Origin of the sequence: Rhodococcus sp. PvR099 (assembly GCF_017833315.1) — a bacterium.
GTDB classification, from domain to species: domain Bacteria; phylum Actinomycetota; class Actinomycetes; order Mycobacteriales; family Mycobacteriaceae; genus Rhodococcus_G; species Rhodococcus_G oryzae.
In genome coordinates this window covers 217,781-231,215 of the sequence record NZ_JAFIBV010000001.1, presented here as the reverse complement: position 1 = coordinate 231,215, position 13,435 = coordinate 217,781, and the positions used below count along the sequence as shown (strand labels likewise).

Sequence of the window (13,435 nt, the reverse complement as noted above, 5' to 3'; positions counted from 1 at the left end):
GAGACTCGTCAACCGCGCACGGGCGGCGGAGCCGCCTACTTGCCGAAGCCGGCCTTGCGGAGGGCGTCCGCCATCGAGCCGCTCGCCGGGCTGCTGCCGCCCGATCCGCCGCCCTGACGCTGACCGCCGCCCCGCTGCCCGCCCTGGCGCTGACCGCCACCCTGACGTGATCCGCCGTCCCGCTGGCCGCCGCCCTGACGCTGACCGCCTGCGGCGCGCTGTCCGCCGCCCTGTCCGTCCTGCTTGGCCGCGCCGGGCTCGTCGTCCAGGCGCAGGCTCAGCCCGATGCGCTGGCGCGGCAGGTCGACCTCCATCACCTTCACCTTCACGACATCGCCGGACTTGACCACCTCGCGCGGGTCCTTCACGAAGTTGTGTGACATCGCGGAGACGTGCACGAGCCCGTCCTGGTGCACGCCGACGTCGACGAAGGCGCCGAAGGCCGCGACGTTGGTGACCACGCCCTCCAGCGTCATGCCGGGCTTGAGGTCGGCGACCTTCTCCACACCCGACGCGAACGTCGCGGTCTTGAACTCGGGGCGCGGGTCGCGGCCCGGCTTCTCCAGCTCGGCGATGATGTCGGTGACGGTCGGGATACCGAACTTGTCGTCGGAGAAGTCCTGCGGCCGCAGCGCCCGCAGCGCCGTGGTGTTGCCGATGATCTCCTTGACGCCGGTTCCTGTGGCCTCCACTATCCGCCGCACGACGGGATACGCCTCGGGGTGCACCGCGGAGGCGTCAAGCGGGTCGTCGCCGTCGGTGATCTTGAGGAAGCCCGCGCACTGCTCGAATGCCTTGGGGCCCAGCCGCGCCACGTCGAGGATGCCGGCGCGGGCACGGAAGGGACCGTTCGCGTCGCGGTGCGCGACGATGGATTCGGCCAGCGAGCCGGTGATGCCCGAGACCCGCGAGAGCAGCGGCACCGAGGCGGTGTTGACGTCGACGCCCACCGCGTTCACCGCGTCCTCGACCACCGCGGCCAGCGAGCGCGCCAGCAGCGTCTCGGAGATGTCGTGCTGGTACTGGCCGACGCCGATCGACTTCGGGTCGATCTTCACCAGCTCGGCCAGCGGGTCCTGCAGCCGGCGCGCGATCGACACCGCGCCGCGGATGGACACGTCCAGGTCCGGCAGCTCGGCGGAGGCGTACGCGGAGGCGGAGTACACCGAGGCGCCCGCCTCCGAGACCATCACCTTGGTGAGCCCGGCCTCCGGGAACTTCTTGATCAGGTCCGCCGCCAGCGCGTCCGTCTCGCGCGAGGCGGTGCCGTTGCCGATCGCGATCAGGTCGACCTTGTGCTTGGCGGCCAGCGCGGCGAGCGTGGCCAGGGACTGGTCCCACTTGTTGGCCGGCTGGTGCGGGTAGATGGTGTCGTACGCGAGCACCTTGCCGGTGGAGTCGACGACGGCGACCTTGGTGCCGGTCCGGAAGCCGGGGTCGAGGCCCATCGTGGCGCGGGTGCCCGCGGGCGCGGCCAGCAGCAGGTCCTTGAGGTTCATCGCGAACACGTCGACGGCGTCCCGCTCGGCGGACTGTCGCAGCCGCATCCGGGTGTCGATGCCGAGCGTGATGAGCATCTTGGTCTTCCAGGCCCAGCGGACCGTGTCGAGCAGCCACCTGTCGGCGGGCCGTCCGCGGTCCGCGACGCCGAACCGGCCTGCGATGCGGCCCTCGTAGACGCTGACCTCGCCGAGCGGGAGCTCCTCGGTCTCGGGGTCGAGGGTCAGCGAGAGCACCTCCTCCTTCTCGCCGCGGAACATGGCGAGGATGCGGTGGCTGGGTAGCTTGCCGAAGGGCTCGGAGAACTCGAAGTAGTCGGCAAACTTGGCGCCCTCGGTCTCCTTGCCCTTGCGGACCGCGGACTTGACCTGGCCGCGGGTCCACATCAGCTCGCGCAGCTCGCCGACCAGGTCGGCGTCCTCGGCGAACTGCTCGACCAGGATGGCGCGGGCACCCTCGAGCTGCTCGGCGGTGTACTGCGCGGGGTCGGTGGTCGGGTCCGACAGCAGGGCGTCGGCGACGGGCTGGTGCCCGGCCTCGCGCGCGATCTGCGCCTTGGTGCGGCGCTTCGGCTTGAACGGCAGGTAGATGTCCTCGAGGCGGGCCTTGGTGTCCGCGAGCATGATCTGCGCCTCGAGCTCGGGATCGAGCTTGTCCTGGGAGCGGATCGACTCGAGCACCGCGACCCGGCGCTCGTCGAGCTCACGCAGGTACCGCAGCCGCTCCTCGAGCGTGCGCAGCTGGGCATCGTCGAGGGTCCCGGTGACCTCCTTGCGGTACCGGGCGATGAAGGGAACCGTCGCGCCGCCGTCGAGCAGTTCGACCGCCGCGCGGACCTGCTCTTCCCGGACGCCGAGTTCCTCCGCGATGCGCGCGTTGACTGATTTCAGAGCTGGTGCATTCGGAGCTGAGGTCACGGCGATCGACCCTACCGGCAGGCACCGTCAGGGCTCGAGAACAGCGCGATCCGAGTCGGAGAGCTCGACGTGTTCGAGCAGGTCGGGGCGGCGTTCGCCGGTGCGCAACAGCGACTGTTCCCGGCGCCAGCGGGCCACCTTGGCGTGGTCACCGGAGAGCAGGATCGGCGGCACGTCGAGCTCGCGCCAGCTCACCGGCCGGGTGTAACTCGGACCCTCCAGCAGGCCGTCGGAGAACGAATCCTCTTGGTGCGACTGCTGATTGCCGAGCACGCCGGGGAGCAGCCGGACGACGGCCTCAGCCATCACCAGCACCGCGGCCTCGCCCCCGATGAGGACGTAGTCGCCGATGCTGACCTCCTCGACCCGCACCCGCCTGGCCGCGTCGTCGAACACCCGCTGATCGATGCCCTCGTAACGGCCGCAGGCGAACACGAGGCGCTTCTCCCCCGCCCATCGGTGCGCGGTGTCCTGTGTGAAGGGCACGCCTGCCGGAGTGGGGACCACCAGCAGCGTGTCGGGGTCAGGCTCGGTGCCGAGCACCTCGTCCATGGCCTCGCCCCAGACGGTCGGCTTCATCACCATGCCAGGGCCGCCGCCGTACGGCGAGTCGTCGACCGCCTTGTGGACGTCGTGCGTCCAGTCCCGCAGGTCGTGCACGCCGACGGAGATCAGGCCCTTGTCGATGGCCTTGCCCAGCAACGCCGTTCGCAACGGCTCGAGGTACTCGGGGAAGATCGTGATGACGTCGAGGCGCACAGCTACTCCGGATTCAGAAGTCCCTCAGGCGGATCGATCTCGATGACTCCGTCGGCGACAGACACGGAGGTGACGATGGCCGCGACGAACGGGATCAGGATCTCGCCGGTCTTCTGCCCCTCCGGACGCACGGAGAGCAGCTCGCCCGCGGCCGAGTGCAGCACCTCGATGACGGAGCCGACCGGGGTGCCGTCGCCAAGCCGCACGGCGAGGCCCTCGAGCTCGTGGTCGTAGAACTCGTCGGGATCATCCGACGGCGGCAGGTCCGCGGTGTCGACGATGAACAGCGTGCCGCGGATCGCGTCCGACGCCGTGCGGTCGTCGATCCCCTTGAGACGCAGCAGAAGCCGCCCGGAGTGTTCCCGGGCGGCTTCCACCGTGTAGCTGGTGAGTTTCTGCTCGCGGGGCTTGCGGCCGTGCAGCACGGTGCCGACCGCAAAACGCTCCTCGGGATCGTCGGTCCGTATGTCTACGGCCAATTCACCCCTGATGCCGTGTGACTTGGCCACACGCCCGATGACGAGCTCCACTGATTTACTGATCGGTGTCGACCACGTCGACGCGGATGCCGCGACCACCGATACCGGTGACCAGGGTCCTCAACGCGGTGGCGGTGCGTCCGCCACGACCGATGACCTTGCCCAGGTCCTCGGGGTTCACGTGCACCTCGACCGTCCGCCCACGGCGTCCGGTCGAGAGCTCGACCCGGACGTCGTCGGGGTTGGCGACGATGCCGCGAACAAGCTGTTCGACGGCATCGGCGACAACGGCACTCACTTGTCAGCAGCCTCGGAATCCGCGGCGGCCTCGGCCTCGGCGGGAGCCTCGGTGGCCTCCGCGTCGGCCTTCTTGGCGGCCTTCTTCTTCGGGGTGATGGCCTCGGCCACCGGCTCGCTGTCGGCCTGCGCCAGCGCGGCCTGGAACAGCTCCAGCTTGGACGGCTTCTCAGCCTTGACGCGCAGGGTGCCCTCGGTGCCCGGCAGGCCCTTGAACTTCTGCCAGTCGCCCGTGATCTTGAGCAGGTTCTCGACCGGCTCGGTCGGCTGCGCGCCGACACCCAGCCAGTACTGCGCACGCTCCGAGTCGATCTCGATCAGGGAGGGCTCTTCCTTGGGGTGGTACTTGCCGATGGTCTCGATCGCACGGCCGTTGCGGCGGGTGCGAGAGTCGGCGATGACGATGCGGTAGTGCGGGGTGCGGATCTTGCCGAGCCGCATGAGCTTGATCTTGACAGCCATGGTGGAGCCTTTCAGATGGTCACGGCGCAATTCAGCGATGCGCAAGGCCTGCGCACCCGGTTTCGCGTTGAGGGGTTGTCGTGACCGCCGCGCGGTACGTAACCGGAGACGGGCGAACAGCGGTCCATTCTGCCAGACGATGAGGTCGCGCCGTTAATCGCCCGCGGCCGCCGGTGTTTCGCCCTTCCGCGGGCGCCCCCTCGGCCTAGACTTCGTTGGCACGTCATCACCGCAGGTCGGTGACGAATTCGACCGAAGTCGTCGCTCGTTCACAAGGGGGATCATGTCCAACGCGCCGTTCGCAGCGCCCATCGCGGGGCCACCTGTTCCGGCCGTCGGCCGACCGAACGCACTGGGCATCGCAGTGCTCACGCTCGGCCTACTCAACCTGTTGCTCGGCTTCGGCCCCTATTTCGTCGTCCGAACCTCCGGCGATGTGATCAACATCAGCGGCTTCCTCCTCCCGCAGGCCCTGCTCGTCGTCGTCTTCCTGCTGCTCTCCGGCATCAGTGCGGGCCTGTCCACCGTGTCTCGGCTGTCCCAGTTCCCGGGCGCGGCGCCGGCCCTGCGGGCCATCGCGACCGCCGCGGCCGCGGTCGGCGCCCTGCTGGCCCTGTTCCTGCTGATCGCGATCAGCAATGTCCCCACCTTCACCGGCAACTTCTTCGACGATTCCGACGACCAGAGCCTGTCCGTCTCTCTCGGCTGGGGCGGGATCGCGATCCTGGTTCTGTCGATCCTGCAGAGCGTGGCGGCGTTCCTGGCCCTCTCCTACGACCTCGGCCTGGTGCAGCCCCGCGCCGCCCGCGTGCTCGATCAGGGCGCCGGTCTCCCGCCCGCACAGGCCGAGCCCGTCGACGCGGAGGTCGCAGGGACACCGACGCCCACGCTCGGGTCGCCCGCCCCAACCAAGCCGTACACGCAGGCACTGGCGCTCGACCCGTACACCCCGCTGCAGACGCTCGGCCACATCGCCCAGTCCGATGCCGCGTTGCGTCCGTACGTCGCGGCGAACCCCAGCGCCTATCCCGACCTGCTGGACTGGCTGGCGGAACTGGGCGACCCCGAGGTGGACGCCGCGCTGAAGGCACGCCCGGACCGCACCGAAGCCAAGTCCGGGGACGAGACGACGGACAAGGACGCGGACGAGCCCACCGACAAGAACAAAGACAAAGACGCGAAGCAGTCCGCCGACAAGGCCGCCGAGAAGGTGGAGGCCCCGTGACCCCCGACGACGGACCTCGCCCCACCGCCGAGGCGACTCCCCCGCCGCCACCGCCACCTCCGCCGCCCGCCCAGCCCTTTTTCGACGCCACCGATGGACCCGCTCCCGCACCCGCGCCCGGGCGCGGGCCGCTGTCCTGGAAGGGCTGGCTCGGCATCATCGCGGCCGTCACCGCCGCGGTCGTGCTGCTCGCAGGCGGCGGCTTCTTGCTCAACTGGACGCTAGCCCGCGACACCGATGGCGAGGCGACGGCCGCCACCAATGAGGCCTACGACGGCGACGCCTTCAGCAGTGGCGCCGGCGACGGCGATGGCAGCCCCGCCGCGATCACCCCGACCGGCGCCGTCCCCACCTGCGCCGCCTACCCGCCCGCGGTCGACTCCACCGGCCGCAAGAACTCCTACGAGGCCCCGAACGCCACCGACGGCGACGTCACCACCGCGTGGCGCTGCGCGGGCACCAAGGGCCAGGTGCTCTCGGTGAGCTTCGCCTGCAAGCTCGACCTCACCTCCGTCGGGATCGATCCCGGCTACGACAAGAAAGACGTGGACGGCTCCGACCGGTTCGCGCAGAACCGCAAGGTCACGAAGGTGACCTGGGCGTTCGACGACGGCACCTCGGTCGTCCAGGAGGTCCGGCCGGAGCGCGGCATCCAGGCGCTCGACGTCGACAAGGCGGCCAAGACGGTCACCCTGACGATCAACGAGACGGTGGACGGTCAGCCTGTCAAGAACGCGGCGGGCCAGGAATCCGCGCCGTTCAACGACGTCACCTCGGTCAGCGAGGTCCGGTTCACCGGTCGCGCCGATGCCGGGGCCGATCCCTGCGTCAAATAGACCGCATCACACGACCCGGCCGCGCACCTCGACCAGCCGGCCGCGCAGCATGACCAGGTCCGGGGCGGCGAGCACCTCGGCCCCGGTGCGCGGGTCCTGCTCGTAGACGAGCAGGTCGGCGGGCGCGCCGGGCTCGAGCCCTGGCCGACCAAGCCAGGCCCTGGCATCCCAGCAGGCCGCGCCGAGGGCGCGGGTCGGTCCCAGTCCGGCCTGCGCGAGCGCGGCGACCTCGTCGGCGACCCGCCCGTGCACGATCGAGCCGCCGGCGTCGGTGCCCGCGTAGATCTGGATGCCTGCGTCATGCGCGTCGCCGACGGTGCGACGGACCCGCGAGTGCAGCTCCCGCATGTGGCGTGCGTAGACCGGGTACCGGGTGGCCGAGTCCGCGATGCCGGGGAAGGTGTCGATGTTGATCAGCGTCGGTACCAGCGCGGTGCCGCGTTCGACCATCAGCTCGATCGTCTCCGAGGTGAGTCCGGTGCCGTGCTCGATGCAGTCGATGCCTGCATTGATCAGGCCCGGCAGCGCGTCCTCGGAGAAGACGTGCGCGGTCACCCGGGCGCCGACCCGGTGTGCGGCCTCGATGGACTCCTTGAGGATGTCGTCGCTCCACAACGGGCGCAGGTCCCCCACCGAGCGGTCGATCCAGTCCCCGACGATCTTGACCCAGCCGTCGCCGAGCAGCGCCTGCTGGGTGACCGCCTCCGGCAGCTGCGACTCGTCCTCGAGATCGACGGCAAGGCCGGGGATGTACCGCTTCGGCATCGCGATGTGCCGACCGGCCCGGATGATCCGCGGCAGGTCCTCGCGCGCGTCGAGATCCCGGGTGTCCACCGGCGACCCCGCGTCGCGCAGCAGCAGCGCCCCGACCGCGCGTTCGGCCTCGGCCTGCGCGATCATTCCCGGCCGGTCCTCGTGACCCCCGCCGTACTTGATACCGACGTGGCAGTGCGCGTCGACCAGCCCGGGCAGGATCCAGCCCGACTCGCACAGCGACTCCGCGCCGGGCACCGGCTGATCGGAGATCACCCCGCCGCCGACCCACAGTTCCAGCGGCTGCCCGTCGGGCAGCCCGACACCGCGCAGCCGGAAGGACCCTGGGCGGGCAGGCGCCACGGCTACTTCTTGGGCAGCTTCAGCTGGGACAGGTCGATGCCCTCGAGGCCGGGCGGCAGCTCGTCGAGCCCCTTCGGCATCTTCGACAGGTCCATGCCCGCGGGCAGTCCGGGGAACCCGGCGGGCATCCCGCCCGGCATCCCACCGGGCATGCCGGGGAAGCCGCCGCGGATCTTCGGCTGCGTCGGCCCCTTGCCGCCCTTCTTGCCCTTCTTGCCCTTCTTGCTGCGCTGGCTCGAGCGGGCCCCTGGCATCCCCATCCGGCCCGCCATCGCGGCCATCATCTTGCGGGCCTCGAAGAACCGGTCCACCAACTGGTTGACGTCGGAGACCTTGACGCCGGAGCCGTTGGCGATGCGCAGCCGCCGGGAGGCGTTGATGATCTTCGGGTCATCGCGCTCCGCGGGAGTCATGCCGCGGATGATCGCCTGGACCCGGTCGAGCTGCTTCTCGTCGACGTTGGCCAGCGCGTCCTTCATCTGCCCGGCGCCGGGCAGCATGCCCAGCAGGTTGCCGATCGGGCCCATCTTCCGCACGGCCATCATCTGCTCGAGGAAGTCCTCGAGGGTGAGCTGGCCGGAACCGATCTTCTGGGCGGTGGCCTCGGCCTGCTTCGCGTCGAAGACCTGCTCGGCCTGCTCGATCAGGCTGAGCACGTCGCCCATGCCGAGGATCCGGCTGGCCATCCGGTCCGGGTGGAAGACGTCGAAGTCCTCGAGCTTCTCGCCCGTGGAGGCGAACATGATCGGCTCGCCGGTGATCTCGCGGACGCTCAGCGCGGCACCGCCGCGGGCGTCGCCGTCGAGCTTGGTGAGCACCACGCCGGTGAAGCCGACGCCCGCGCGGAACGCCTCCGCGGTCTGGACGGCGTCCTGACCGGTCATCGCGTCGAGGACGAACAGGATCTCGTCCGGGTTGACGGCGTCGCGGATGCCCGCCGCCTGACCCATCAGCTCCTCGTCGATGCCGAGGCGTCCGGCGGTGTCGACGATCACCACGTCGTGCTGCTTGGCCCTGGCCTCCGCGATGCCCTGCCGGGCGATGTCGACCGGGTCGGCCGCCGACTGACCCAGCGCGTTCTCGCCGCCGCCGATCGAGGTGCCCGGGTGCGGCGCGTACACCGCGGCGCCCGCGCGCTCACCGACGATCTGGAGCTGGCTGACCGCGCCGGGACGCTGCAGATCGCAGGCCACCAGGAGCGGCGTGTGTCCCTGCCCGGTCAGCCACTTCGCGAGCTTGCCCGCGAGGGTGGTCTTACCGGAACCCTGCAGGCCGGCCAGCATGATGACGGTCGGTGGGTTCTTCGCGAACCGGAGCCGCCGGGTCTCGCCGCCGAGGATCCCGACGAGCTCCTCGTTGACGATCTTGACGACCTGCTGCGCCGGGTTCAGCGCGCCGGAGACCTCGGCACCCTTGGCGCGCACCTTGATCTTCTCGATGAAGGCACGCACCACGGGCAGCGCAACGTCGGCCTCGAGCAGGGCGAGCCGGATCTCCCTGCAGGTGGCGTCGATGTCGGCGCCGGAGAGGCGCCCCTTGCCCCGGAGGTCCTTGAGGGCACCGGTCAACCTGTCGGAAAGGGATTCGAACACCGATCGGGCTCCTGGCTGTCGCGTGGGCGTTTCGGTCAAGCCTAGCCGCTCTACCCGGCGCCCCCGTCCGTGGCGCCATCCCCGGCGCCCTCGCTCGTGCGCGGGCGGGGCGCCGGAACCACCGCGAGCATCGCCGCCTCGAACTCTTCCCTGGTGACCCGCGAGTCGGTGTCGCCGAGATGCAGGCAGAACGCGTCGACCACCGACGCGCCGAGCGTGGAGACCCGCGCCCAGCGAATGTCGGCACCGTGGCGCTCGAGCACGCTCGCCAGCCGGCACAGCAGGCCGAGCCGGTCCTCGGCCCTCAGTTCGAGGATCACCTGGCCGTCCACCGGGGTGTCGAACCAGATGATCCGCGGCGGCGCCTGCGCGTACTGGACGGGCACGCCCTCGGCGCCCCGCTCGAGCGCCTGCTCGGCCAGCGACTGCTGCTCCTTCGCCTCGAGCATCGCGACCAGGTCGAGCTCGCCGGAGATTGCCCGGATCAGTTCCTGGCGCAGCAGCCCGGCCTGCGGCGGCGCACCGAACCGGGGCGCAACGGTGAACGAGTTCACCGCGGCCCCCTCGTGGCTGCCGAGGGAGGCCGAGAGCACGCGCAGCGAATGCAGCGCCAGCACGCCCGCGGCGTCCGAGAGCAGGCCCGGGGTGTCCGGTGCGACCACGGTGACGGTGTAGGTGTGCGCGCCCTCCGCGGGCTGCAACAGCACGTGCACGCCCCCGTCCGCCGCCAGCGCCGCGTGCTCCGGGTCGATCGGGTCAGGAGTCGGCAGTTGCTCGCCCGCCATCACCATCCGGCAGCGCCGGACCAGTTCCCGGATCAGCGACGACTTCCAGTCCCCCCACACACCAGGACCGGTGGCCAGCGAATCGGCCTCGGCGAGCGCATAGAGGAGTTCGAGCAGCACCGTGTCACCGCCGAGAGCCTCCGCGACCATCCGGACCGTCGCCGGGTCGTCCAGGTCGCGGCGGGTGGCGGTTTCCGGCAGCAGCAGGTGGTAGCGCACCATCGCGCTGAGCACGGCCACGTCCGAGGGCCACAGCCCGAGCCGATTGCCGATCTGATTTGCGAGCTCGGCGCCGACCAGGCTGTGATCGCCGCCGCGGCCCTTCCCGATGTCGTGCAGGAGTGCGCCGAGCACCAGCAGGTCCGGCCGCGAGACCCGGGTGGTGAACCCGCTGGCGTAGGCGGCGGTCTCGACGAGGTGCCGATCCACCGTCCACGTGTGCACCGCGTCGCGCGGCGGCAGGTCGCGGATCGCGCCCCATTCCGGCAGCAACCGACCCCAGAGGCCGGTGCGGTCGAGCGCCTCGATCACCGCGATCGTGTTCCTGCCGGATCCGAGCAGCACCAGCAGATCGTCGAGGGCCTCCTTCGGCCACGGCTCCCGCAGCTCGGGCGCGCTGTCCGAGAGCCGGTTCAACGTCGAGGCCGACATCGGCATGCCGGTCTGCGCGGCCGCGGCCGCCACCCGCATGATCAGCCCCGGGTCCTTGTTCGGCTTGGCATCGCGCGCCAGCACCACCTCACCCGCGTGCTCGACCACGCCCTCGTCCAGAGGTCGCCGCACCGGCACCCTGCGCAGCCGCGAGAGGCCGCGGCGCGGCAACGCGTTGCCCGCCGTCCGCAGCCCGACGTCGACGGAGTAGCTGATGGTGCGGGCCGAGTCGCTGAGCATCCGGGCCAGGTCGAAGCGGTCCCCTATCCGCAGGGCCGCGCCGATCTCGTCGGCGTCCTGGGCCCGGAGCTGGTCGCGGGCGCGTCCGGCCACCCGGTGCAGTTCGGTCCGCACGTCCAGCAGCCGCTCGTGCGCGAACGCCAGTCCGCCGCCAGGTGTCTGTGGGCCGAGGCCCGGCACCGCGTCGGTCAACTGCGCGATCGCCAGCGCGCTCAGCAGCTGGATGTCGCGCAGCCCGCCGCGGCCGTTCTTGATGTCCGGTTCGGCCCGGTGCGCGATCTCGCCGCTGCGTGCCCACCGCGTGCGGGCCTGCTCCACGAGTTCGTCGAAACGCGAACGGATCCCGGTGCGCCACTGCCGCCGCACCCCGCCGATCAGCAGGTTGCTCAGCTCCACATCGCCCGCGATGTGCCGGGCCTCGAGGAGACCGAGGGCGGCGGTGAGGTCCGACGACGCCACCTGCAGCGCCTGCGGGACGGTCCGCACGCTGTGGTCGAGCTTGATGTGCGCGTCCCACAACGGATACCAGAGCCGGTCGGCCACCTCGGAGACGACCGAAGGGTCCAGGTCGTCGTGCAGCAGCACCAGGTCCAGGTCGGAGTACGGCAGCAGCTCGCGGCGGCCCAGCCCGCCGACGGCGACGATCGCGAATCCGCTGTCCGGCTTGATGCCGAGCTCTGCCCCCTTGGTGGTCAGCCAGAATTCGTGCAGGTCCACCAGCGCTTGCCGGAGGGCGACCGTGTCGAGGCGGCGGCTCCGGGAACCACCGTCCAGCAACTGCTTCCGGGCACGGACCAGATCGTCGGCGGCAACAATGCCACCGGACGCGGGTGGCCCCGACCCCGCCGACGTCGCGGCGGGATCGGGGCCACCAGATCCGGACCCTGTTGGGTCAGAGCGCATCCGCGCCCCGTTCACCCGTACGTACGCGGATGACGGATTCGACGGGCGATACCCACACCTTGCCGTCTCCGATCTTCCCGGTACGAGCGGCCTCGACGATGACCTCGACGACCTTGTCCACGGCGGCGTCGTCGACGACGACCTCGACGCGCACCTTGGGCACGAAGTCGACCGAGTACTCGGCACCGCGGTACACCTCGGTGTGGCCCTTCTGACGGCCGTAGCCCTGGACCTCACTGACGGTCATTCCGAGCACCCCGGCCTGCTCCAGGCCGGTCTTGACGTCCTCGAGGGTGAACGGTTTGACGATTGCGGTGATCAGCTTCATATTTCTCATGCCTCCCTGACGGTCGAGCGCCCCGGTACCGAGCTTCCGCCGAGCGCGGCGAAATCGTATGCGTTCTCAGCGTGTTCTGCTTCGTCCACGCCGAGCGACTCGGCCTCATCGCTGGCCCGGAGGCCGATCGTGTACTTGACGATGAGCGCGACGATCGTCGTGGCGACGAGCGAGTACAGCAGAACCGCACCCGCACCGACAGCCTGACGCCACAGCTGGTCGAAGCCCCCACCATAGAACAGTCCCTTGACGCCCGCGGGCGCCTCCTCCGTCGCGACGAAGCCGATCAGCAGGGTGCCGACCAGACCACCGACGAGGTGGACACCGACGACGTCGAGCGAATCGTCGTAGCCGAAGCGGTACTTCAGGCCGACCGCGAGGGCGCAGAGGACGCCCGCGGCCACGCCGACGGCCAGCGCGCCGAGCACGTTCACCGAAGAGCAGGCGGGGGTGATGGCGACCAGACCTGCGACGATGCCGGAGGCGGCGCCGAGGGTGGTGGCGTGCCCGTCACGGATCCGCTCGACCAGCAGCCAGGACAGCATTGCGGCGCAGGTGGCGATCACCGTGGTGAGGAAGGTGGCACCGGCGATCCCGTTGGAGCCCACCGCGGATCCCGCGTTGAAGCCGAACCAGCCGAACCACAGCAGCGCCGCGCCGAGCATCACGAACGGCAGGTTGTGCGGACGGAAGGGCGTTCCCGGCCATCCCCGACGCTTGCCGAGGACGATGGCGAGGACCAGGCCGGCGATGCCGGCGTTGATGTGGACCGCGGTACCACCCGCGAAGTCGATTGCCTTGAGCTGGTTGGCGATCCAGCCGCCCTTCTCCGCGGTCACGCCGTCGAAGGCGAAGACCCAGTGCGCCACCGGGAAGTACACGATGGTGGCCCACAGGCCCGCGAACAGGAGCCAGGGGCCGAACCGGAGTCGGTCGGCGACCGCGCCCGAGATCAGGGCGACGGTGATGATCGCGAACATCGCCTGGAAGGCGACGAACACGGTTGCCGGGATGGTGCCGACCAGCGGGATGGCCACGCCTGCGCCGGTGTCGGCGTCGGCCAGGTAGGCGCCGCCGAAGATGCCCTTCAGGCCGAAGTACTGGAAGGGGTCACCGAAGAGGCCGCCCTTGTCCTCGCCGAAGGCCACCGAGTAGCCGTACAGGACCCAGAGGATGCCCACGACGCCCATCGCGCCGATGCTCATCATGATCATGTTCAGAACGCTCTTGGCCCGGACCATGCCGCCGTAGAAGAATGCGAGCCCCGGCGTCATCAGCAACACGAGCGCGGCGCTCATCAGCATCCACGCGGTGTCTCCGGTGTCCGGCGCCCCGA

Annotated in this window: 12 protein-coding genes; 2 read left to right on the top strand and 10 right to left on the bottom strand. The window is 70.4% G+C overall.

Translation table 11 applies throughout. The features are described 5' to 3' along the window. Window positions 1–35 precede the first annotated feature (35 nt). From JOE46_RS01140 to rpsP, 5 genes are read right to left on the bottom strand one after another with little or no spacing between them, the layout of a single operon-like run. A complete protein-coding gene (locus JOE46_RS01140) occupies window positions 36–2,417 on the bottom strand; it encodes a Tex family protein (protein WP_097212671.1) in 2,382 nt (793 codons plus the stop codon). 27 nt (window positions 2,418–2,444) lie between these two features. Then, entirely contained in the window at window positions 2,445–3,176 is a 732-nt protein-coding gene (gene trmD, locus JOE46_RS01135; RefSeq protein ID WP_209925945.1) for a tRNA (guanosine(37)-N1)-methyltransferase TrmD, read from the bottom strand. Between the two features lie 2 nt (window positions 3,177–3,178). After that, entirely contained in the window at window positions 3,179–3,706 is a 528-nt protein-coding gene (gene rimM / locus JOE46_RS01130; protein WP_209925942.1) for a ribosome maturation factor RimM, read from the bottom strand. 4 nt (window positions 3,707–3,710) lie between these two features. Continuing rightward, window positions 3,711–3,953, bottom strand: a complete 243-nt coding sequence (locus tag JOE46_RS01125) for an RNA-binding protein (RefSeq protein WP_027499286.1) — start codon at window positions 3,951–3,953, stop codon at window positions 3,711–3,713. Further along, window positions 3,950–4,414 carry a 30S ribosomal protein S16 gene (gene rpsP / locus JOE46_RS01120; protein WP_097212668.1) on the bottom strand — a complete coding sequence of 155 codons (465 nt, stop codon included), beginning with the start codon at window positions 4,412–4,414 and terminating at the stop codon, window positions 3,950–3,952. The genes JOE46_RS01125 and rpsP overlap by 4 nt, the downstream gene beginning before the upstream one ends. 283 nt (window positions 4,415–4,697) lie before the next feature. Here rpsP and JOE46_RS01115 point away from each other — a divergent pair, with 283 nt between their 5' ends. Both JOE46_RS01115 and JOE46_RS01110 read left to right on the top strand, forming a co-directional pair. Continuing rightward, window positions 4,698–5,639: a DUF5336 domain-containing protein gene (locus JOE46_RS01115; protein WP_209925935.1), complete on the top strand. Its 942-nt coding sequence runs from the start codon at window positions 4,698–4,700 to the stop codon at window positions 5,637–5,639. Beyond that, window positions 5,636–6,475 carry a hypothetical protein gene (locus tag JOE46_RS01110; RefSeq protein ID WP_209925933.1) on the top strand — a complete coding sequence of 280 codons (840 nt, stop codon included), beginning with the start codon at window positions 5,636–5,638 and terminating at the stop codon, window positions 6,473–6,475. The genes JOE46_RS01115 and JOE46_RS01110 overlap by 4 nt, the downstream gene beginning before the upstream one ends. A gap of 6 nt (window positions 6,476–6,481) precedes the next feature. Here the strand turns inward: JOE46_RS01110 and JOE46_RS01105 are convergent, their stop codons facing one another. The 5 genes from JOE46_RS01105 to JOE46_RS01085 are packed head-to-tail and all read right to left on the bottom strand — an operon-like array spanning window position 6,482 to window position 13,403. Beyond that, window positions 6,482–7,591, bottom strand: a complete 1,110-nt coding sequence (locus JOE46_RS01105; protein ID WP_209925931.1) for an amidohydrolase family protein — start codon at window positions 7,589–7,591, stop codon at window positions 6,482–6,484. Between the two features lie 2 nt (window positions 7,592–7,593). Next, window positions 7,594–9,183, bottom strand: a complete 1,590-nt coding sequence (gene ffh, locus JOE46_RS01100) for a signal recognition particle protein (RefSeq protein WP_077041212.1) — start codon at window positions 9,181–9,183, stop codon at window positions 7,594–7,596. A 50-nt stretch (window positions 9,184–9,233) separates the two neighbouring features. After that, window positions 9,234–11,762 carry a [protein-PII] uridylyltransferase gene (locus tag JOE46_RS01095; protein ID WP_209925921.1) on the bottom strand — a complete coding sequence of 843 codons (2,529 nt, stop codon included), beginning with the start codon at window positions 11,760–11,762 and terminating at the stop codon, window positions 9,234–9,236. After that, window positions 11,752–12,090, bottom strand: a complete 339-nt coding sequence (locus tag JOE46_RS01090) for a P-II family nitrogen regulator (RefSeq protein ID WP_005240467.1) — start codon at window positions 12,088–12,090, stop codon at window positions 11,752–11,754. Before JOE46_RS01090 ends, JOE46_RS01095 begins: the two co-directional genes overlap by 11 nt. A 5-nt stretch (window positions 12,091–12,095) precedes the next feature. Next, on the bottom strand, window positions 12,096–13,403 hold the full coding sequence (locus tag JOE46_RS01085; RefSeq protein WP_179800619.1) for an ammonium transporter: 1,308 nt from the start codon (window positions 13,401–13,403) through the stop codon (window positions 12,096–12,098). Window positions 13,404–13,435 lie beyond the last annotated feature (32 nt).

Excerpts from the sequence above, each read along its gene's own strand:
- rpsP (WP_097212668.1), bottom strand. The coding sequence starts at position 4,414 with ATGGCTGTCAAGATCAAGCTCATGCGGCTCGGCAAGATCCGCACCCCG.
- JOE46_RS01115 (WP_209925935.1), top strand. The coding sequence starts at position 4,698 with ATGTCCAACGCGCCGTTCGCAGCGCCCATCGCGGGGCCACCTGTTCCG.
- JOE46_RS01095 (WP_209925921.1), bottom strand. The coding sequence starts at position 11,762 with ATGCGCTCTGACCCAACAGGGTCCGGATCTGGTGGCCCCGATCCCGCC.
- JOE46_RS01090 (WP_005240467.1), bottom strand. The coding sequence starts at position 12,090 with ATGAAGCTGATCACCGCAATCGTCAAACCGTTCACCCTCGAGGACGTC.
- JOE46_RS01085 (WP_179800619.1), bottom strand. The coding sequence starts at position 13,403 with ATGCTGATGAGCGCCGCGCTCGTGTTGCTGATGACGCCGGGGCTCGCA.